General features: G+C 67.9%; 19 protein-coding genes. 13 read left to right on the forward strand and 6 right to left on the reverse strand.

The window, feature by feature from the left end; all coding sequences use genetic code 11:
• From A5756_RS12715 to proB, 11 genes are all read left to right on the forward strand, one after another.
• Positions 1-333 (forward strand): transglycosylase family protein (locus A5756_RS12715; RefSeq protein WP_231989142.1); only part of this gene is annotated, 333 nt, incomplete at its 5' end.
• Positions 334-406: 73 nt separating this feature from the next.
• On the forward strand, positions 407-1,663 hold the full coding sequence (locus A5756_RS12720; RefSeq protein ID WP_066952707.1) for a trans-acting enoyl reductase family protein: 1,257 nt from the start codon (positions 407-409) through the stop codon (positions 1,661-1,663).
• 65 nt (positions 1,664-1,728) lie between these two features.
• Complete coding sequence (locus A5756_RS12725) at positions 1,729-4,386, forward strand: valine--tRNA ligase (RefSeq protein WP_066952709.1); 2,658 nt, start codon at positions 1,729-1,731, stop codon at positions 4,384-4,386.
• Positions 4,383-5,828 (forward strand): folylpolyglutamate synthase/dihydrofolate synthase family protein, encoded by a 1,446-nt coding sequence (locus A5756_RS12730; protein ID WP_066952711.1) that lies wholly within the window; start codon positions 4,383-4,385, stop codon positions 5,826-5,828. The genes A5756_RS12725 and A5756_RS12730 overlap by 4 nt, the downstream gene beginning before the upstream one ends.
• Positions 5,825-6,175 (forward strand): DUF4233 domain-containing protein, encoded by a 351-nt coding sequence (locus A5756_RS12735; RefSeq protein WP_066952713.1) that lies wholly within the window; start codon positions 5,825-5,827, stop codon positions 6,173-6,175. The genes A5756_RS12730 and A5756_RS12735 overlap by 4 nt, the downstream gene beginning before the upstream one ends.
• Before the next feature lie 72 nt (positions 6,176-6,247).
• Positions 6,248-6,658, forward strand: coding sequence for a nucleoside-diphosphate kinase (gene ndk, locus A5756_RS12740; RefSeq protein ID WP_066952715.1), 411 nt, complete (start codon positions 6,248-6,250; stop codon positions 6,656-6,658).
• A gap of 331 nt (positions 6,659-6,989) precedes the next feature.
• A complete protein-coding gene (locus A5756_RS12745) occupies positions 6,990-9,809 on the forward strand; it encodes an Rne/Rng family ribonuclease (protein WP_066952717.1) in 2,820 nt (939 codons plus the stop codon).
• A 213-nt stretch (positions 9,810-10,022) separates the two neighbouring features.
• Positions 10,023-10,334 carry a 50S ribosomal protein L21 gene (rplU, locus tag A5756_RS12750; RefSeq protein ID WP_007169506.1) on the forward strand — a complete coding sequence of 104 codons (312 nt, stop codon included), beginning with the start codon at positions 10,023-10,025 and terminating at the stop codon, positions 10,332-10,334.
• A 15-nt stretch (positions 10,335-10,349) separates the two neighbouring features.
• Positions 10,350-10,604, forward strand: a complete 255-nt coding sequence (rpmA, locus tag A5756_RS12755; protein WP_046186480.1) for a 50S ribosomal protein L27 — start codon at positions 10,350-10,352, stop codon at positions 10,602-10,604.
• Between the two features lie 96 nt (positions 10,605-10,700).
• Positions 10,701-12,143, forward strand: coding sequence for a GTPase ObgE (obgE, locus tag A5756_RS12760; protein ID WP_066952719.1), 1,443 nt, complete (start codon positions 10,701-10,703; stop codon positions 12,141-12,143).
• Entirely contained in the window at positions 12,140-13,243 is a 1,104-nt protein-coding gene (proB, locus tag A5756_RS12765; protein ID WP_066952720.1) for a glutamate 5-kinase, read from the forward strand. The genes obgE and proB overlap by 4 nt, the downstream gene beginning before the upstream one ends.
• A gap of 5 nt (positions 13,244-13,248) precedes the next feature.
• Here the strand turns inward: proB and A5756_RS12770 are convergent, their stop codons facing one another.
• From A5756_RS12770 to A5756_RS12780, 3 genes are all read right to left on the reverse strand, one after another.
• On the reverse strand, positions 13,249-13,680 hold the full coding sequence (locus A5756_RS12770) for a DUF5313 domain-containing protein (protein WP_066952722.1): 432 nt from the start codon (positions 13,678-13,680) through the stop codon (positions 13,249-13,251).
• A gap of 23 nt (positions 13,681-13,703) precedes the next feature.
• Complete coding sequence (locus tag A5756_RS12775) at positions 13,704-14,198, reverse strand: MarR family winged helix-turn-helix transcriptional regulator (protein ID WP_066952723.1); 495 nt, start codon at positions 14,196-14,198, stop codon at positions 13,704-13,706.
• Positions 14,199-14,275: 77 nt separating this feature from the next.
• On the reverse strand, positions 14,276-14,926 hold the full coding sequence (locus tag A5756_RS12780; RefSeq protein WP_066952725.1) for a TetR/AcrR family transcriptional regulator: 651 nt from the start codon (positions 14,924-14,926) through the stop codon (positions 14,276-14,278).
• 106 nt (positions 14,927-15,032) lie between these two features.
• On the opposite strand from A5756_RS12780, the gene A5756_RS12785 reads away from it, so the two are divergent.
• Positions 15,033-16,310, forward strand: coding sequence for a cytochrome P450 (locus A5756_RS12785; protein WP_066952727.1), 1,278 nt, complete (start codon positions 15,033-15,035; stop codon positions 16,308-16,310).
• Here the strand turns inward: A5756_RS12785 and A5756_RS12790 are convergent.
• Both A5756_RS12790 and A5756_RS12795 read right to left on the reverse strand, forming a co-directional pair.
• Entirely contained in the window at positions 16,307-17,155 is an 849-nt protein-coding gene (locus A5756_RS12790) for an NAD-dependent deacetylase (RefSeq protein ID WP_066952729.1), read from the reverse strand. The genes A5756_RS12785 and A5756_RS12790 overlap by 4 nt on opposite strands.
• Positions 17,156-17,182: 27 nt before the next feature.
• A complete protein-coding gene (locus A5756_RS12795) occupies positions 17,183-17,722 on the reverse strand; it encodes a cysteine hydrolase family protein (protein ID WP_066952731.1) in 540 nt (179 codons plus the stop codon).
• A 59-nt stretch (positions 17,723-17,781) separates the two neighbouring features.
• Between A5756_RS12795 and A5756_RS12800 the strand changes: the two genes are divergently transcribed.
• Entirely contained in the window at positions 17,782-19,824 is a 2,043-nt protein-coding gene (locus A5756_RS12800; protein ID WP_066952733.1) for an NAD(+) synthase, read from the forward strand.
• A 48-nt stretch (positions 19,825-19,872) separates the two neighbouring features.
• Here A5756_RS12800 and A5756_RS12805 read toward each other — a convergent pair whose 3' ends face one another.
• Entirely contained in the window at positions 19,873-20,280 is a 408-nt protein-coding gene (locus tag A5756_RS12805; protein ID WP_066952735.1) for a hypothetical protein, read from the reverse strand.
• Positions 20,281-20,361: the final 81 nt, after the last annotated feature.

Raw genomic sequence — 20,361 nt, forward strand, 5'->3', positions numbered from 1 at the left:
CCCCCGGCACCCGACGCCCCGCCGCCGGCACCCGCGGGTTTCGACCCGAACCTGCCGCCGCCTCCGGGCCCGGAGGCCCCGCCGCCTCCTCCGGTCCACGCGTACAGCGTGAACTGGGACGCCATCGCGCAGTGCGAGTCGGGCGGCAACTGGTCGATCAGCACCGGTAACGGCTTCGCCGGCGGCCTGCAGTTCACCCCGAGCACCTGGCACGCCAACGGCGGGTCGGGTTCCCCCTCCGGTGCCAGCCGTGAGGAGCAGATCCGGGTGGCCGAGAACGTGCTGCACTCGCAGGGCATCGGCGCGTGGCCGGTCTGCGGGCGTCGCGGCTGACCAACGCACCAATAAGTAATGCCGGGCTTTGGGCCCGGCATTACTTATTGGCGGGTCCGGTAGCGTCGGGCCGGTGACCGCAACGCCGCGCGAATTCGACATCGTGTTGTACGGGGCGACCGGCTTCGTCGGGAAGTTGACCGCCGAATACCTGGCACGAACGGGTCCGGGCACACGGGTGGCGCTGGCCGGCAGGTCAACCGAGCGGCTGCGGGCCGTCCGCGACACGCTGGGCGAAACGGCGCAATCCTGGCCGCTGGTCGCCGCCGACGCATCGTCGCCGTCGACGCTGAACGCGATGGCGGCCCGCACCCAGGTCGTGATCACCACGGTCGGGCCCTACACCCGCTACGGGCTGCCGCTGGTGGCCGCCTGCGCCGCGGCGGGCACCGACTACGCCGACCTGACCGGCGAACCGCCCTTCATCCGCAACAGCATCGACCAGTACCACAAGCAGGCCGCCGACACCGGCGCCCGCATCGTGCACGCGTGCGGATTCGATTCGGTCCCCTCGGATCTCACGGTGTATGCGCTGTACCTTGCGGCGCGCGACGACGGCGTGGGTGAGCTGGCCCAGACCGATTTCGTCGTGCGCTCCCTCTCCGGTGGACTGTCCGGCGGCACCATCGCCTCGCTGCTGGAAGTCCTCGACGCCGCCTCCGGGGATCCCGATATCCGTCGCCAACTGGCCGACCCCTACACCCTGAGCAACGATCGCGCCGCCGAACCGGAGTTAGGCCGCCAGCCCGATTTACCGTGGCGTCGTGGTCGCGACATCGCACCCGAACTGGCTGGTCTGTGGACCGGCGGATTCATGATGGCGCCGGCCAACACCCGAATCGTCCGGCGCAGCAACGCGTTACTGGACTGGGCCTACGGCCGGCGGTTCCGTTACACCGAGAGCATGAGCCTGGGGTCATCGCCCCTGGCGCCGGTGGGATCCGCCGTCTTGAGCGGCGTGGGCAACGCGAGCATGGAGCTGGGCAGCCGCTACTTCAAGTTGTTGCCTCGCCGCCTGGTGGAACGCGTCATCCCGAAGCCCGGCACCGGACCCAGCGCGGCGGTCCGCGAGCGCGGTCACTACCGCGTCGAGACCTACACCACCACAACCAGCGGCGCGCGATACGTGGCGCGCATGGAGCAGCGCGGAGACCCCGGCTACAAGGCGACCTCTGTGCTGTTGGGCGAGTGCGGCCTCGCGCTGGCATTCGACCGTGACAAGCTCACCGATCTGCGCGGTGTCCTCACTCCCGCGGCCACCATGGGCGACGCGCTGCTGGCCAGGTTCCCAACCGCGGGTGTGACGCTGCACGTGGACCGACTGCCATAGTGAGCTGACTCACCGGCGATTTGGGCACTTACATCCTGGTGAACGGCGCTCCCTAGAATTGACGGGTGACCGCCAGCCGCAGCCCCGCCACCGACCTGCCCAAGTCGTGGGATCCCGCTGCCGCCGAAAGCGCGATCTACCAGAAGTGGCTCGACGCGGGCTACTTCGAGGCCGACCCGACGAGTGCCAAACCCGGCTACTCGATCGTGCTGCCGCCGCCGAACGTGACCGGCAGCCTGCACATGGGCCACGCGCTGGAACACACCATGATGGACGCCCTGACCCGTCGCAAACGGATGCAGGGCTATGAGGTGCTGTGGCAGCCGGGCATGGACCACGCCGGCATCGCGACGCAGAGCGTGGTGGAAAAGCAGCTTGCGGTCGACGGCAAGACCAAAGAGGACTTCGGCCGCGAGCTGTTCGTCGAAAAGGTCTGGGATTGGAAGCGCGAGTCCGGGGGTGCGATCAGCGGCCAGATGCGCCGGCTCGGCGACGGGGTGGCCTGGAGCCGCGACCGGTTCACCATGGACGAGGGCCTGTCGCGGGCGGTGCGCACCATCTTCAAGCGGCTCTACGACGCCGGCTTGATCTACCGCGCCAAGCGGCTGGTCAATTGGTCGCCCGTGCTCGAAACCGCGCTCTCCGATATCGAAGTCAACTACGAAGAGGTCGAGGGTGAGCTGGTGTCGTTCCGCTACGGCTCCCTCGACGACTCGCAACCCCACATTGTGGTCGCGACCACGCGGGTCGAGACGATGCTCGGCGACACCGCCATCGCGGTCCATCCCGAGGACGAGCGGTACCGGCATCTGGTCGGCACAACCCTGCCCCACCCCTTCGTCGACCGGCAGCTCCTCATCGTCGCCGACGAACACGTGGACCCCGAATTCGGCACTGGCGCGGTCAAAGTCACGCCCGCCCACGATCCGAACGACTTCGAAATCGGCCTGCGGCACCAACTGCCGATGCTCTCGATCATGGACACCAAGGGCCGGATCGCCGATACCGGAACGCAATTCGACGGCATGGACCGATTCGAGGCCCGGGTCGCGGTGCGCAAAGCGCTGGCCGCCGAAGGCCGTGTCGTCGCGGAGAAGCGTCCATACCTGCACAGCGTCGGGCATTCTGAACGCAGCGGTGAGCCGATCGAGCCGCGGCTGTCACTGCAATGGTGGGTGCGCGTGGAATCGCTGGCCAAAGCCGCCGGCGATGCGGTTCGCAACGGGGACACCGTGATTCATCCCGCCAGCCTGGAGCCACGCTGGTTCGCCTGGGTCGACGACATGCATGACTGGTGCATCTCGCGGCAGCTGTGGTGGGGCCATCGCATCCCGATCTGGTACGGGCCCAACGGGGAGCAGGTGTGCGTCGGCGCTGACGAGACACCGCCGGAGGGCTGGGAGCAAGACCCCGACGTGCTGGACACCTGGTTCTCCTCGGCCCTGTGGCCGTTCTCCACGCTGGGCTGGCCGGAGCAGACCCCCGAGCTGGAAAAGTTCTATCCGACAAGCGTCTTGGTCACCGGATACGACATCCTGTTCTTCTGGGTGGCCCGCATGATGATGTTCGGCACCTTCGTCGGCGGCGACGACACCATCACGCTCGACGGTCGCCGCGGCCCACAGGTGCCGTTCACCGATGTGTTCCTGCATGGGCTGATCCGTGACGAATTCGGCCGCAAGATGAGCAAGTCCAAGGGCAACGTCATCGACCCACTCGACTGGCTGGACACGTTCGGGGCGGACGCGCTGAGGTTCACGCTGGCCCGCGGCGCCAGCCCCGGCGGCGACCTGGCCGTCGGCGAGGACGCCGTCCGGGCGTCGCGGAATTTCTGTACCAAGCTCTTCAACGCGACCCGCTACGCGTTGCTAAATGGTGCGCACGTCGCACCGTTGCCCGCGCAGGACGAGCTGACCGATGCCGACCGCTGGATCCTGGGACGGCTGGAAGAGGTTCGCGCCGAGGTCGATTCGGCCCTGGACGGTTATGAGTTCAGTCGCGCCTGCGAGGCGCTCTACCACTTCGCGTGGGACGAATTCTGCGACTGGTACGTCGAATTGGCCAAAACCCAGCTGGCCGAGGGGAACGCACAGACCACCGCGGTGCTGGCCGCTGTGCTGGACACGCTGCTGCGGTTGCTGCACCCGGTCATCCCGTTCCTCACCGAGGCGTTGTGGCAAGCCCTGACCAACCAGGAGTCGCTGGTGATCGCCGACTGGCCGGGGTCGTCGGGTATCGACCTGGATCCGGTTGCCCTGCAACGGATCAGCGACATGCAAAGGCTGGTCACCGAGGTCCGCCGGTTCCGCAGCGATCAAGGCCTGGCCGATCGGCAGAAAGTGCCGGCCCGGCTGGGCGGCATGGACAGCGCCGATTTGAGCACCCAGGTGGCCGCGGTGACATCGCTGGCCTGGCTCACCGCGCCGGGCGATGCGTTCGAGCCGTCGGTGTCGCTGGAGGTGCGGCTCGGTCCCGGCATGAACAGCACGGTCGTCGTCGAGCTCGACACCTCGGGCACCATCGATGTCGCCGCCGAGCGCCGCCGCCTGGAGAAAGACCTCGCCGCGGCGCAGAAGGAATTGGCCTCGACCACAGCCAAATTGGCCAACGAAGACTTTCTGGCCAAGGCCCCGCAGAAGGTCGTCGACAAGATCCGCGACCGCCAGCGCGTGGCGCAGGAGGAGACCGACCGGATTAACGCGCGGCTGGCCGGGTTGCAGTGAGCGAGCCCTCCGACTGGTCCGAGCCCGGCGAGGCCACCAGCCTGGCTCCCACGCCGGACGAGATCGCCTCCCTCCTGCAGGTCGAACACCTGCTGGACCAACGCTGGCCGGAGACGAAGATCGAGCCGAGCCTGACCCGGATCAGCGCGCTGATGGACTTGCTGGGCTCACCGCAACTGGCCTATCCCTCGATCCACATCGCGGGCACCAACGGCAAGACCTCGGTGGCGCGCATGGTCGACGCGCTGGTCACCGCGCTGCACGGTCGTACCGGGCGAACCACCAGCCCGCACCTGCAGTCGGCGGTTGAGCGGATCGCGATCGACGGTCGTCCGATCACCCCGGCGCAGTACGTCGCGACGTATCGAGAGATCGAGCCCTTCGTGCAGATGATCGACGCGCAATCGAACGCCGCCGGCGGCCCGGCGATGAGCAAGTTCGAGGTGCTGACCGCCATGGCGTTCGCCGCGTTCGCCGACGCGCCCGTCGACGTCGCGGTCATCGAGGTCGGCATGGGCGGGCGGTGGGACGCCACCAACGTCATCAACGCCCCGGTGGCGGTCATCACCCCGGTCGGCATCGACCACGTCGAATACCTCGGTGACGACCTCGCCGGCATCGCCGCCGAGAAGGCCGGCATCATCACGAAGGCTTCCGACGGCGCACCCGACACCGTCGCCGTCATCGCGCGCCAGGCGCCCGAAGCGATGGAAGTGCTGCTGGCCCAGACCGTGCGGGCCGACGCCGCGGTGGCCCGCGAAGATTCGGAGTTCGCGGTTTTGGAGCGTCGGGTCGCGATCGGCGGGCAGGTGCTGCGGCTGCAGGGCCTCGGCGGGGTGTATTCCGACATCTACCTTCCGCTACACGGCGAACACCAGGCGCACAACGCCGCGGTCGCACTCGCGGCGGTGGAAGCGTTCTTCGGCGCCGGGGCGCAGCGGCAACTCGACGTCGAGGCGGTGCGGGCCGGGTTCGCCGCGGTCACCAGCCCCGGCCGGCTGGAACGCATGCGCAGCGCGCCGACCGTTTTCATCGACGCCGCCCACAACCCGGCCGGTGCGGCCGCGCTGGCGCAGACCCTGAGCGACGAATTCGACTTCCGCTACCTGGTCGGCGTGCTCAGCGTGCTGGCCGACAAGGACGTGAACGGCATCCTCGGGGCGCTCGAGCCGGTCCTCGATGCCGTCGTCGTGACCCACAACGGGTCGCCGCGGGCACTGGACGTCGAGTCGCTGGCGCTGGCGGCGGGGGAGCGGTTCGGGCCCGATCGGGTGTTTTCCGCCGAGAACCTGCGCGACGCCATCGACGCCGCGACCGCCCTGGTCGACGACGCGACGGTGGACGGAGAACCCGAAGCCTTCTCCGGCGCGGGAATCGTCATCACGGGCTCGGTCGTCACCGCCGGGGCGGCGCGGACCCTGTTCGGTCGGGATCCGGAATGACCGACCAGAACCGGGCGGACCCCTGGAAGAGCTTCGGCGCGGTGATGGCCGCGACGCTGCTCCTGGAAGCGATCGTGGTGCTGCTGGCGATTCCGGTGGTCAGCGCCGTCGGCGGTGGACTGACGCCGGTGTCGCTGGGTTATCTGATCGGGGTGGCCGCGCTGCTCATCCTGCTGGGCGGGGTGCAGCGCAAACCCTGGGCCATTTGGGTGAACCTGGGCGTCCAAGTCCTCCTGCTTGCCGGCTTTGCGGTGTATCCCGGCGTGGGGATCATCGGGGTGCTGTTCACGGGATTGTGGGCTCTGATCGCGTACTTCCGGGCCGAGGTGCAACGCCGCCAGCGGTAGGGGCGGCCCCCAGAGGACCCCGCCGCACTCGCCGCCCGACCGATCGCCGCCCGGTTCTGTACGCTGTGCGCCGTGACCGAACGGACCCTGGTACTGATCAAGCCAGACGGCGTCCAGCGGCAGCTGGTCGGGGAAATCATCGGCCGCATCGAGCGGAAGGGCCTGAGCATCGCTGCGCTGGAGCTTCGGCGCGTCAGCGAAGACCTGGCCGCCGAGCATTACGCCGAGCACGAGGGCAAGCCGTTTTTCGGCTCGCTGCTGGAGTTCATCACCTCGGGTCCGGTGGTGGCGGCAATCGTCGAGGGACCGCGGGCGATCGCTGCGTTTCGGCAGCTCGCGGGCGGAACCGACCCGGTGGAGAAGGCCACACCCGGCACGATCCGGGGCGATTTCGGGCTGGAGACGCAGTTCAACCTCGTGCATGGGTCCGATTCGACCGACTCCGCAAAGCGCGAGATCGCGCTCTGGTTTCCCGACGCGTAGCGCCCCGGTTAACGGGGCCGCGCCGCGCCGCTGACGGCCCGTTGGCTCACGGGTTGGTGGGGCTCGCCGAGTGATGTGGGATACTGACGGAGGGTGAACGTCGCCGGACCGGCTTCGGACACCCGAATGAAGACTTAGACAAGCGCGATCATCGCCACCCCGGCGTTGGTGCGCGGCATGTCAGGCCATCATTCAGCACGGCGCCGAGTGCATTCCCCGCGAACCGCTCGGGGCGAGACCATCACAAGCCCGGGGGAAGTTAGCCGGGCCCATAGCGAAGCCCTCGCGTGGCCGCGTCGCAAGGACGCGCCCGGGGGCTTGAGGAGAATACGTGGTAGACGGTGCACCATCCGCAGAGTCATCCGAAGAGCCGACTCGGCACGACGAACTGCCGGACCGCCTGAGAGTCCATTCGCTCGCCCGAACGCTGGGGACGACCAGTAAGCGAGTGCTGGATGCGCTCAGCGCCCTCGACGGACGGATACGCAGCGCGCACTCCACCGTGGACCGTGATGACGCGGTACGGGTACGCGATCTGCTGGCTGCCCAGCCCGATGAGGGCGCCGCGGACGCCGGAGCCGGCGGCGAGAACGCCGCCGCGGCCGGGGAACCCGAATCCCGGCTGATGCTCGAGACGGCGGTCGAGCGGCCGCACTACATGCCGCTGTTCGTCGCGCCGCAGCCGGTACAGGCGGAGGAAGACGACGGCAACGCCGACGACGACACCGACTCCGATGATTCCGACGCCGACGACGAAGACGACGAGCAGGCCGATCGACCGGCCAACCGGCGGCGCCGACGGGGCCGACGCGGGCGCGGCCGCGGCCGGGGTGAGCAGGGCGGACCCGACAACCAGAACGACTCGGGCGACGACGACGAGCCGCAACAACGGGGCCAGAAGGCGGGAGAGGGCGACTCCTCCGACGCCGAGGACGACGACGGCGAAGACGACGACTCCGATGACTCCGACACCGGCGATGACGGTTCGGCGGAGGGCGGCAACCGCCGCCGCCGCAGGCGCCGGCGACGCAAGTCGGGCTCGGGCGACGACGGTGATGAAAACGCATCTTCCGACGACCCGCCCAACACGGTGGTGCACGAGCGGCCGCCCCGCAGCGGGAAGAACGGCGGCAATGGCGGAAATGGCTCGTCAAACGCCGAGATCAAGGGCATCGACGGCTCCACCCGGCTGGAGGCCAAGCGCCAACGGCGCCGTGACGGCCGCGACGCCGGGCGGCGTCGTCCGCCGGTACTGAGCGAAGCGGAGTTCCTGGCGCGTCGCGAGGCCGTCGAACGAATCATGGTCGTGCGCGACAGGGTCCGCACCGAGCCGCCGCATCAGGGGGCGCGCTACACCCAGATCGCCGTGCTGGAGGACGGCATCGTGGTCGAGCACTTCGTGACCTCGGCCGCGTCCGCCTCGCTGGTGGGCAACATCTACCTCGGGATCGTGCAAAACGTCCTGCCGTCGATGGAGGCGGCGTTCGTCGACATCGGCCGCGGCCGCAACGGCGTGCTCTACGCCGGCGAGGTCAACTGGGAAGCCGCCGGCCTGGGCGGGTCCGACCGCAAGATCGAACAGGCGCTCAAACCGGGCGATTACGTCGTGGTCCAGGTGAGCAAGGACCCAGTCGGGCACAAGGGCGCCCGGCTGACCACCCAGGTATCGCTGGCCGGCCGCTACCTGGTCTACGTGCCGGGCGCGTCGTCGACCGGGATCAGCCGCAAGCTGCCGGATACCGAACGGCAGCGGCTGAAAGAAATCCTGCGCGAAGTGGTGCCGTCCGATGCCGGGGTGATCATCCGCACCGCATCCGAGGGTGTCAAAGAAGACGACATCCGCAACGACGTCACCCGGCTGCAGGAGCGCTGGAAGCAAATCGAGGCCAAGGCGGGCGAGATCACCGAGAAGGCCGCCGGCGCGGCCGTCGTGCTCTATGAAGAGCCCGACGTGCTGGTCAAGGTCATCCGTGACCTGTTCAACGAGGACTTCGCCGGCCTCATCGTCTCCGGCGACGAGGCGTGGACGACGATCACCGACTATGTGAATTCCGTTGCGCCCGACCTGGTTTCGAAGCTGAACAAGTACGAACCGCCCAGCGGCGCCGACGGTCAGCCGGGGCCCGACGTCTTCGCGGTGCATCGCATCGACGAGCAACTCGCCAAGGCGATGGAGCGCAAGGTCTGGCTGCCCTCGGGCGGCACGCTGGTGATCGACCGGACCGAGGCCATGACGGTGGTCGATGTCAACACCGGCAAGTTCACCGGGTCCGGCGGCAACCTCGAGCAGACGGTCACCAAGAACAACCTGGAGGCGGCCGAGGAGATCGTCCGCCAACTCCGGCTGCGTGACATCGGCGGCATCGTGGTCATCGACTTCATCGACATGGTCCTCGAGTCCAACCGCGACTTGGTGTTGCGGCGGCTCACCGAGGCGCTGGCGCGCGACCGCACCCGCCATCAGGTGTCCGAGGTGACGTCGCTGGGTCTGGTCCAGCTGACCCGCAAGCGGTTGGGTACCGGGCTGATCGAGGCCTTCTCGACGTCGTGCACCCACTGCGGCGGCCGGGGGATCGTGCTGCACGCCGACCCGGTGGATTCGGCCCCCTCGAACGGACGCAAGTCGGAGTCCGGTGGTCGCCGCGGCAGGCGCTCCAAGAAGAAAGGGACCGAGGAGCCGGTGGTGGCCAAGGTGCCGGCTCATGCTCCCGGCGAGCACCCGATGTTCAAGGCGATGGCCGCCGGCGGGTCCGCGCAGGCCGACCGTGACGACGACGAGTCAGACGAGTCCGCCGAGGAAGCGACCGACGAGCTCGACGAGCGCAAGCAGCGGGGCGTGGCCGACGTGGAGGACACCGACCAAGAGGACTTCGAAGACACCGACGAAGACACCGACGAAGACACCGACGACTCTGAGGACGATCTCGACGACGACGACGACGAGGATCTCGACGACGAGGACGACCTCGGCGAGGACGACGAGGACCTCGAGATGGACGACGACCTGGACGTCGAGGACGACTCCGACTCCGATGACTCCGATTCCGACGAGGATTCCGACGGGTCCGTCAACGGCGGACCGGGCTTCGAACGTCCGCGGCGGCGCCGCGCGGCAGGCAGACCGGCGGGCCCGCCCATCCACGCGGACTGATCTGGACCAGTTTGACCCTGTAGCCGCTGGTCAAGTACCCTAGGACAGTTGTCGTCAGGCCGGGTGGACTTTGGCCGGCGACAGCGGGACTCCCGGGCAGCCGGCGCAGACCCGCAACCCAGACCCACTTAGCTTTGTCCGAGCGCACCGCCGGTGGCTCGCACGCGAAGAGCCGAAGAGCGGCTGAGCACAGGAAAGAAGGCAGGAGCAACGATGGCGACCTACGCAATCGTCAAGACGGGCGGCAAGCAGTACAAGGTCGCCGTCGGGGACGTGGTCAAGGTCGAGAAGCTCGACTCCGACCCGGGCGCGAACGTGTCGCTCCCCGTCACCCTGGTCGTGGACGGCGCGAAGGTGACCACCGACGCCGCCGCGCTGGCGAAGGTGGCGGTGACCGGCGAGGTGCTCGAGCACACCAAGGGCCCGAAGATCCGTATCCACAAGTTCAGGAACAAGACCGGCTACCACAAGCGTCAGGGGCACCGTCAGCAGCTGACGGTCCTGAAGGTCACCGGAATCAAGTAGCGGGAGGCGACAGACATGGCACACAAGAAGGGCGCTTCCAGCTCGCGCAACGGCCGGGATTCCGCCGCTCAGCGGCTCGGCGTGAAGCGGTTCGGCGGCCAGATCGTCAAGGCGGGCGAGATCATCGTTCGCCAGCGTGGCACCAAGTTCCACCCCGGCCTGAACGTCGGGCGTGGCGGTGACGACACGTTGTTCGCCAAGGCCGCCGGAGCCGTCGAGTTCGGCATCAAGCGCGGCCGCAAAACCGTCAGCATCACGCCCCAGGTCTAGGCCTCACGAGCCGGGGGCACCGCCCCCGTGCGGGGAACGTTTCGGCGGCTTCGCGAGGTATTCGCCCTGGCGTGACATTCGAAGGGCTGGTATTCGATGCCTCGATTTGTCGATCGGGTCGTCATCCATGCGCGCGCGGGTTCCGGCGGTAACGGCTGCGCGTCGGTCCATCGCGAGAAATTCAAGCCGCTGGGCGGCCCCGACGGCGGCAATGGCGGCCGCGGCGGCAGCATCGTGTTCGTCGTCGACCCGCAGGTCCACACCTTGCTGGACTTCCACTTCCATCCGCACGTCACCGCGCCGTCGGGCAAACAGGGGATGGGCAACAACCGCGACGGTGCGGCCGGCGCGGACTTGGAAGTCAAGGTTCCCGACGGCACCGTGGTCTTGGACGAAAACGGCCGGCTGCTGGCAGATCTGGTGGGTGCGGGCACCCGCTTCGAAGCCGCGGCCGGTGGCCGTGGCGGCCTGGGCAACGCCGCACTCGCGTCGCGGGCCCGCAAGGCCCCCGGTTTCGCGCTGCTCGGTGAGCAGGGCGAAGCCCGGGACCTGACGCTCGAGCTCAAGACCGTCGCCGATGCCGGCCTCATCGGTTTTCCCTCGGCCGGGAAATCGTCACTGGTGTCGGCGATCTCGGCGGCCAAACCGAAGATCGCGGACTACCCGTTCACGACGCTGGTGCCCAACCTCGGTGTGGTGTCGGCGGGCGAGCACACCTTCACCGTCGCCGATGTGCCGGGCCTGATTCCCGGCGCAGCGCAGGGCCGTGGCCTGGGCCTGGATTTCCTTCGGCACATCGAGCGCTGCGCGGTGCTGGTGCACGTCGTCGACTGCGCCACCGCCGAGCCGGGCCGCGACCCGATGTCCGACATCGACGCGCTGGAAGCCGAACTCGCCGCGTATACGCCCACCCTGCAAGGTGATTCGGTCCTGGGCGATCTCGCCGAGCGGCCACGGGCGGTGGTGCTCAACAAGATCGACGTGCCCGAGGCGCGGGAACTCGCCGAATTCGTCCGCGACGACATCGCCGAACGCGGCTGGCCGGTGTTCCTCGTGTCGACGGTATCGCGGGAAGGCCTGCAGCCGTTGGTCTTCGGGCTGTGGCGGATGATCTCGGAATACAACGCCGCCCGCCCGCAGGTGGTGCCGCGTCGGCCGGTCATCCGGCCGGTTCCCGTCGACGATAGCGGCTTCACCGTCGAGCCGGACGGCGAGGGCGGCTTCGTGGTCACGGGCGCGCGGCCCCAGCGTTGGGTCCGGCAGACCAACTTCGACAATGACGAAGCCGTGGGCTACCTCGCCGACCGCCTGGCCCGGTTGGGTGTCGAGGATGAACTGCTGCGGCTGGGCGCGCAACCCGGGTGCGCCGTGACCATCGGGGACATGACATTCGACTGGGAGCCGCAAACGCCTGCGGGACAACAGGTTGCGATGTCTGGGAGAGGCACCGATGTGCGGCTGGAACGCAGCGAACGCACCGGGGCCGCGGAGCGCAAGGCCGCCCGCCGTCAGCGGCGCGAACGCGGTGACGAGTCGTGAGCACGCACCGTGAAGCCATCCGGACCGCGCGCAGCCTGGTGGTCAAGGTCGGGACCAACGCGCTGACCACACCGTCGGGGGTGTTCGACGCGGGTCGGCTGGCCGGGCTGGCCGACGCCATCGAAACGCGCATGAAGGCGGGCACCGACGTCGTCATCGTCTCTTCGGGCGCGATCGCCGCCGGCATCGAACCGCTCGGGTTAAACCGTCGCCCCAAGGATTTGGCGACCAAGCAGGCCGCGGCCAGCGTCGGGCAGGTCGCGCTGGTGAACGCGTGGAGTGCGGCCTTCGCGCGGTATGACCGCACGGTGGGGCAGGTGCTGCTGACCGCGCACGATATCTCCATGCGGGCCCAGCACACGAACGCCCAGCGCACCCTGGACCGGCTGCGGGCCCTGCACGCGGTGGCGATCGTCAACGAGAACGACACGGTGGCCACCAACGAGATTCGGTTCGGCGACAACGATCGGCTTTCGGCGCTGGTGGCTCACCTGGTCGGAGCCGAGGCCCTGGTGCTGCTCTCCGACATCGACGGTCTGTACGACTCCGATCCCCGAAAAACCCAGGGCGCCCGCTTCATTGCGGAAGTCTCTGGCGCGGCGGACCTGACCGGTGTGGTTGCCGGGCCGGGCAGCGACCTCGGTACCGGGGGGATGGTGTCCAAGATGTCGTCGGCATCGCTGGCCGCCGACGCGGGAGTACCGGTCCTGCTGGCCGCCGCAGCCGACGCCGCGACCGCCCTGACCGATGCCTCGGTCGGCACGGTGTTTGCCGCCCGGCCCGTTCGGATGTCGGCCCGCCGGTTCTGGGTGCGGTATGCAGCCGAGGCGGCGGGCGCGCTGACCCTGGACGAGGGCGCGGTGCGTGCGGTGGTGTCCCAGCGTCGCTCGTTGCTGGCCGCCGGCATCACCGCGGTGTCGGGCCGGTTCTACGCCGGAGACGTCGTCGAACTGCGCGGCCCGGATGCGGCCATGGTGGCCCGTGGCGTGGTGGCCTACGACGCGACCGAGCTCGCGAGCATGATCGGCCGGTCGACCTCCGAGTTGCCGGGGGAGTTGCGCAGGCCCGCGGTGCATGCCGACGACCTGGTGGCGGTTTAAGGCGGCTAGCTGAAGGGGTTGCTGTTGTCCTGCCACGCCGCTGATTCGGGACGCGGCCCGTAACGCAGGGCGTAGTCCTCATGCATCCTCGCTTGCTTCTTGTTCTTGAGCACGTCGACCAGGTTCGGGTTCAGCCCGTGCTGCGCCAGCCGGTGCCGACGCCAGACCTTGTTCAACGCAAGCGAGATCAGCAGGGCCCAGGTGTAGAGCGGCACCGTCATCTCGGTGTGCACGTACAGCGAAGCGGGCAGCAGCCAGAAGGGCGCGAGAACCAACAGCGGTGGGATGGCCCAGCGGATCATGTGCCGGCGCACGGCTCCCTTGCCCGCCAGATCGTTGGCGACCCAGTCGCGCATCGAGCTGGGCAGGCACCGACCGTACGAGTAGGCGATGTGCTGCCAGAAGCTGGGTTTGGTGCGGGTCTTGGGATCGGTCACAGTGACTCCTTTGGGCGGCGGGTTCAGGACTGCTGCAAGGCGCCCGCTGCCAAGGCGGCCGCGTTGATGCGGGTCAGCACCTGGTGCAGGTGCTGAAGTTCGGCGATGTCGACGCCCAGACGCGCGATCACGGCGGGTGGAATCTTCAGCGCACGGCGCCGCAAGGCTGTGCCGCTGTCGGTGAGTTTGACATCAGTTGAGCGCTCGTCGACGGTGCTTCGCGTACGGGTGACGAGGCCGAGCGCCTCCAGGCGCTTGAGCATCGGCGACAGCGTGGCCGGATCCATCTGCAGCGTGGCCGCGATCTCCTTGACCGACAGCGCGTTTCGCTGTTCCCTTGCTACCCGCTGGTGATCCCAGAGCGTCAGCATCACCAGGTACTGCGGGTGGGTCAGCCCCAACGGCTCCAGCAGCGGCCGGTAGACCGCCAAAACGGCGCGGTTGGTCACGCTCAGCGCAAAGCAAACCTGCTGTTCGAGGGAGAGCGGGTCGATCTCCGGTGCGGTCAGCGGCGCCATATTTACATGGTACGGCAATAGTTAGTGTGCTAACTATGTCGGCTCCGTCACAGACGGCCACCGACGTCGCCTGCGCATCAGCGCACCGAGGTGGCCGTGAGATACAGTGCACCCCAAACGATCTCGGTCAACGTGGCGGCCAGTTCCGCGTCGTAGTCGTGCGGGTTCAGCGGGAGGTTCTGCTGACAGGCCCGCTCGACCATCCAGGTCAGCGCGTTGGCAGTGGTGGCCGCCGGCAATTGCGGCCGGATCGAGCCATCGGCCTGCCCCTCCTCGATGACCCGGGTCATCCGCCCGGTGACCGCGGTCAACAGGTTGCGGTAGGTCGCCGCGACCAGCGGGTCATAGCCGGCCATCTCGTTGAGCGCGACCAGCACCGGTTGGTGCCGCCGATAGCTGGCGATGATGCCGTCCATCGCGGCGCGGACGTCGCCCGGATCGTGCCGCCCGGCCACGCTCCACCAGCGATCCGCGCTTTCGGCGAGGTCGGAGAACACCTGGTTGGCGAGTCGGCGCAGCAGGTGCCCTTTGTCCTCGAAGTAGATGTAGAAGCTCGCGCGGGAAATGCCGGCCGCGCCAGACAGCCGGTCCACGCTGAGCTCGGTGAAACTGGCGCCGTCGCGCATCAGCCGCTCGGTGGCGTCCAGCAGCCGGCGCTCGATGTGCTCCCGCCGCTGCTGACGTTCCTGTTCGCGGTTGGCCTGCGGCTTCCGGGTGACCGATGGCATCTTCCCAGCATAGAACGTGGTTTGACGTATTGACTAGACACTCTGTCTAGGAATAGTGTCGCAAGCGAGTCTGTGACCGGCGTCATACGCAACGGAGGGATCACCAATGACCGTGATGACCGGGATGTCGGGGACCGGGAAACCCGGGCGTGCCTACGACCCCATCGACCTGTCCTCGCGGGCGTTTTGGTCGACCACCGCGGCCGATCGCGAGCGTTCATTCGCGGTGCTGCGGGCCGAACGCCCGGTGAGCTGGCACCCCCCGGTCGAAGACGCCCTGATGTCCGATCCCGACGATCCCGGCTACTGGGCGCTAACCCGGCGTGCGGACATCGTCTCGGTCAGCCGCAACAACGAGGCGTTCCTGTCCGGCAAAGGCGTGATCTTCGAGAACGTTCCCGTGGAACTGCTCGAGGCGTCGCAATCCTTCCTGGCGATGGACCCACCGCGGCACACCAAGCTGCGCAAGCTGGTCAGCGCGGCGTTCACCCCGCGGCAGGTCCGCCGCATCGAGGACTCGATCAAGGCGAACGCCAAGACCATCGTCGAAGAACTCCGGGCCGCCGGCAGCGGCGTCGATTTCGTCGAGCAGTGTTCCAAGCAGCTGCCCATCCGCACACTCTCGGACATGGTGGGGATCGAAGAATCCGAGCGCGAGCGCGTGGCGCGGGCCGCCGATGCGCTGGTGTCGTGGGCCGACCCCGTTTACCTCGACGGGCGCAATCCGCTGGAGGTCCTGGTCGAGAATCAGATGTATCTGCACCAGGTCGCCGGCGCGCTGGCCGCCGACCGCCGCGAACGGCCGGGCGACGACCTGTTCAGCGGCCTGGTGAACGCGGAGGTGGACGGCGACAGGCTTTCCGACGCCGACGTGGCGGCGTTCTTCGTGCTGCTCGCCGTGGCCGCCAACGACACCACCCGCCAGACCACCAGCCATGCGATGAAGGCGCTCACGGAGTTTCCCGATCAGCGCGCCTGGCTCCTCGAGGATTTCGACAACCGGATTCCCATGGCGGTCGAGGAGTTCATCCGGTGGGCCTCACCGGTGATGACCTTCCGGCGCACGGCGGCAACGGATGTCGAGCTGGGCGGCCAGACCATCCGGGCGGGGGAGAAGGTGGTGATGTTCTATCCGTCCGGGAACTGGGACACCGAGGCTTTCGACCATCCGGAGCGTTTCGACCTGAGCCGCAACCCCAACCCGCACGTCGGCTTCGGCGGCGGCGGGGTGCACTTCTGTCTCGGCGCGCATGTGGCCCGGGCGCAGCTGCGGGCCATCTTCGGCGAATTGTTGCGGCAGCTGCCCGACATTGAGGCGGGTGAGCCCACCTACGTTGCGGGCAACTTCATTCACGCCGTGCGCAGCATGCCGTGCACGTTCTAACCCGCTGCTATCGGCGATAACTCGTCAGCCAGCAGCGTCAGCAGCTCCGAGCAGCCGCCGTCGACCTTGACGTTGGCCAGGTCATCCCCGCGGGTGCGGCCCCGGTTGATGATGGCGATGGGCCTGCCCAGCGCGGCGGCGTGACGCACGAAGCGGTAGCCAGAGAACACCGTCAGCGACGAGCCGGCGACCAGCAGTGCATCGGCCTCGTCTACCAGTGAATATGCTTGGTCGACAACCTCTTTGGCGACACTTTCGCCGAAGTAGACGATGTCCGGCTTGAGCATTCCGCCACAGCGCGGGCAGTCCAGATAGCGGAATGACGTGGTATCGGCGACGACGGCGTCGGCGTCGGGGGCCACCGCGAGGCCGCCGACCGCTTCGGCGCGCTCGACGAATCCCGGGTTGAGCGCTTCCAGTTGTTCGGCCAGCGCGGCGCGGCTCATGGTGTATCCGCAGTCCAGGCAGACCACCCGCGCGTAAGTGCCGTGGAGATTGACGACGTTCTCGCTGCCGGCCTTGGTGTGCAGCAGGTCGACGTTCTGGGTGATCACCCCGGTCACCACCGAAGCGCGCTCGAGCGCGGCCAACGCCCGGTGACCGGCGTTGGGCATGGTGTCATCCATGTGCCGCCAGCCGACGTGGTTGCGCGCCCAGTACCGCTGCCGGAACACCGGATCCGAGGTGAACTGGCGGATCGTCATGGGATTGCTGGGCGGGGAATCAGGCCCCCGGTAGTCGGGAATGCCGGAGTCGGTGGACAGGCCCGCCCCCGTCAGCACCGCCATCCGGCGGCCGGCCAGCAACGCGACCAACTCCGGCGATTCTGCGCGGGGGGTGGTCACCCCGTCCAGCGTACGGCCACGGGGTGGTTAACCGAGGCACTCCGCGGCGGTGGTGAGCTCCGCGGACATGTTCTTCTCCATCATCTTCAGCGCCGCCGCGGCCAGCTCGGCGTCGATGCCGGCGACCGCGTCGGTCGGAATCACGACGGTAAAGTGGCGCACGTAGGCGTCGAGCGCGGTGTAGAGGATGCACTGCTCGGTGACCTGTCCGGCGATGACCAACCGCTTGGTCTCCAGGCGGTTCAGCAGGTAGGCCAGCGCGGTCGCATAGAAGGCGCTGTGCCGGACCTTGGTCATCACGCGACAGTCCCCGGCCGGCACGATCGGCTTCACCAGATCGGGGCGCGCGCCGTCGAGCGCGGAGCTGACGATGTCGGAGAACTGGGCCGCGAAATCGCCGTAGTTGTCGTTGACGTAGACCAGGTCCACGTCGTCGGATTCGCGTGCGCGCCGGACCAAATCGGCCAGGGGGTCGATGATGCTGGCGACATTGGGTATTAGTTCTTCAGCATCGGGATGCTGATAGGTGTTCATCATGTCGACCACGACGACGGCAGTATCGCTCATGATGGAGGGGATACCCGGCGGCCGCGGGTTGACACAGGTCAGGCGACAATGGAAGGGCGATGGACTTTTACAACGCTTACAGCCAGGGCTTTGTCCGGGTCGCCGCGTGCACGCATCACACCACGCTCGGCGATCCGGCGGCCAACGCGGAGTCGGTGTTGCGGTTGGCGCAGGCTTGTCACGACGACGGCGTCGCGCTGGCGGTGTTCCCGGAGCTGACGTTGTCCGGGTACTCCATCGAGGACATCGTGATGCAGGACCTGTTGCTCGACGACGTCGCGGCCGCCATCGAGAGCATCGTCGGGTCCTCGACCGATCTGCTGCCGGTTCTTGTTGTCGGTGCCCCACTGCGGTACCGCCAGCGCATCTACAACACCGCGGTGGTCATCCATCGGGGCACGGTGCTCGGGGTGGTGCCGAAGTCGTACCTGCCCACCTACCGGGAGTTCTACGAGCGCCGCCAGCTCGCGGCTGGAGATGACGAGCGCGGCACCATCCGGATCTGTGACGCCGACGTTCCCTTCGGCCCGGACCTGCTGTTCGCCTCGTCCGATGTGTCCGATTTCGTGCTGCACGTGGAAATCTGCGAGGACATGTTCGTGCCGATTCCGCCCAGCGCGGAAGCGGCGCTGGCGGGCGCGACGGTGCTGGCGAACCTGTCCGGCAGCCCGATCACAATCGGCCGCGCAGAGGACCGCTGCCTGTTGGCCCGTTCGGCGTCGGCGCGGTGCTTGGCCGCCTATGTGTACGCCGCCGCGGGCGAGGGCGAGTCGACCACCGATCTGGCCTGGGACGGTCAGACCATGGTGTGGGAGAACGGTGAGCTGCTGGCCTCATCGGAGCGCTTCCCGAAAGGGGAGCGACGCAGCGTCGCCGACGTCGACATCGACCTGCTGCGTTCGGAACGGCTGCGCATGGGGACATTCGACGACAACCGGCGCCACCACCGCGGGTCGGCCGACTCGTTCCGGCGCATCGACTTCCGGCTGGACCCGCCCGACGGCGATATCGGATTGCACCGCGACATCGAGCGTTTCCCCTTCGTTCCCGCCGATCCGCAACGCCTGGAACAGGATTGCTACGAGGCCTACAACATCCAGGTGTCCGGGCTGGAGCAGCGGCTGCGCGCGCTGAACTATCCGAAGATCGTCATCGGGATTTCCGGTGGCCTGGACTCGACGCACGCGTTGATCGTCGCCGCACGGGCGATGGACCGCGAGGAACGGCCGCGCAGCGACATTTTGGCGTTCACGCTGCCCGGGTTCGCGACGGGCGATCGCACCAAGCGCAACGCGATCGAGCTGTGCCGGGCACTCGGGGTCACCTTCTCCGAAATCGACATCACCGAGACCGCAATGGTGATGTTCAAGGAGATCGACCATCCGTTCGGGCGCGGGGAGAAGGTTTACGACGTCACCTTCGAGAACGTGCAGGCGGGCCTGCGCACCGACTACCTGTTCCGGCTGGCCAACCAGCGCGGCGGCATCGTGCTCGGCACCGGCGACCTCTCCGAAATCGGGCTGGGCTGGTCGACCTACGGGGTGGGCGACCAGATGTCGCACTACAACGTCAATGGCGGTGTCCCCAAGACGCTCATCCAGCACCTGATCCGGTGGGTCATCTCGTCCGGCCAGTTCGAGTCCGACGTCACCGACGTGCTGGAGTCGGTGCTGGACACCGAGATCTCCCCGGAGCTCGTACCGAAAGGCGAAGAGGAAGAGCTGCAGAGCAGCGAGGACAAGGTCGGACCGTATGCCCTGCAGGATTTCTCGCTATTCCACGTGCTGCGCTACGGGTTCCGGCCGTCGAAGATCGCGTTCCTGGCATGGCACGCGTGGAGCGACCCCGAGCGGGGGAACTGGCCGCCGGGATTCCCCGCCGACAAGCGACCGGTCTACTCGCTCAAGGAAATTCGGCATTGGCTCGGAATCTTCGTGCAGCGGTTCTACTCGTTCAGCCAGTTCAAGCGCTCGGCATTGCCCAACGGCCCCAAGGTGTCGCACGGTGGTGCGCTGTCACCGCGCGGTGATTGGCGTGCCCCGTCGGACATGTCCGCGCGCATCTGGCTCGACGAGATCGAACGGCAAATACCCGAGGAGTAGACCGCTCGGGGCCCGCCCGGGATCATCGGACCGGCCCCGAGCGTCCGCTCACGCCCGCGCGCGGCGCCAGCCCTGGTACTGCAACTCCGCGAACACCAGCGTGTAGGCGCCCGCCGCCAGATTCAACGCGATGCCGGCCGAGGTCAGCGGGAAGACATCCGCGAGCACCAGAACTACGGCGGCCACCGTGTAGGCCACATTGGCGATGATGACGCCCATACCGGCGCGCAGCACCGATCGCATGCTGGCGAGCCCGAACACGAGCACGCCGTAGCCGATCAAGAACGCGGCCATGGTGTATTCGAACGCCTTCGTGGTGCCCGAAAGCTCGGCGAGCCGGCCGACCAGCGGGATACCGGCCAGGCCGACCAGGCCGCTGATGGCGGCGTCGGCGCGCATGGCGAGGCGAAGCAGGCCGTCCCGGGTGCCCGTGCGGTCAATGGTGGTGGCGGACATTGATGTTCCTTTCGTCGATGGCTGACAACGATCGCCACTGACGCTGCCCGCAAACCACTGCCAGATCGACACCAGACGCTG

Origin of the sequence: Mycobacterium sp. 852002-53434_SCH5985345, from assembly GCF_001667155.1 — a bacterium.
Taxonomy (GTDB): domain Bacteria; phylum Actinomycetota; class Actinomycetes; order Mycobacteriales; family Mycobacteriaceae; genus Mycobacterium.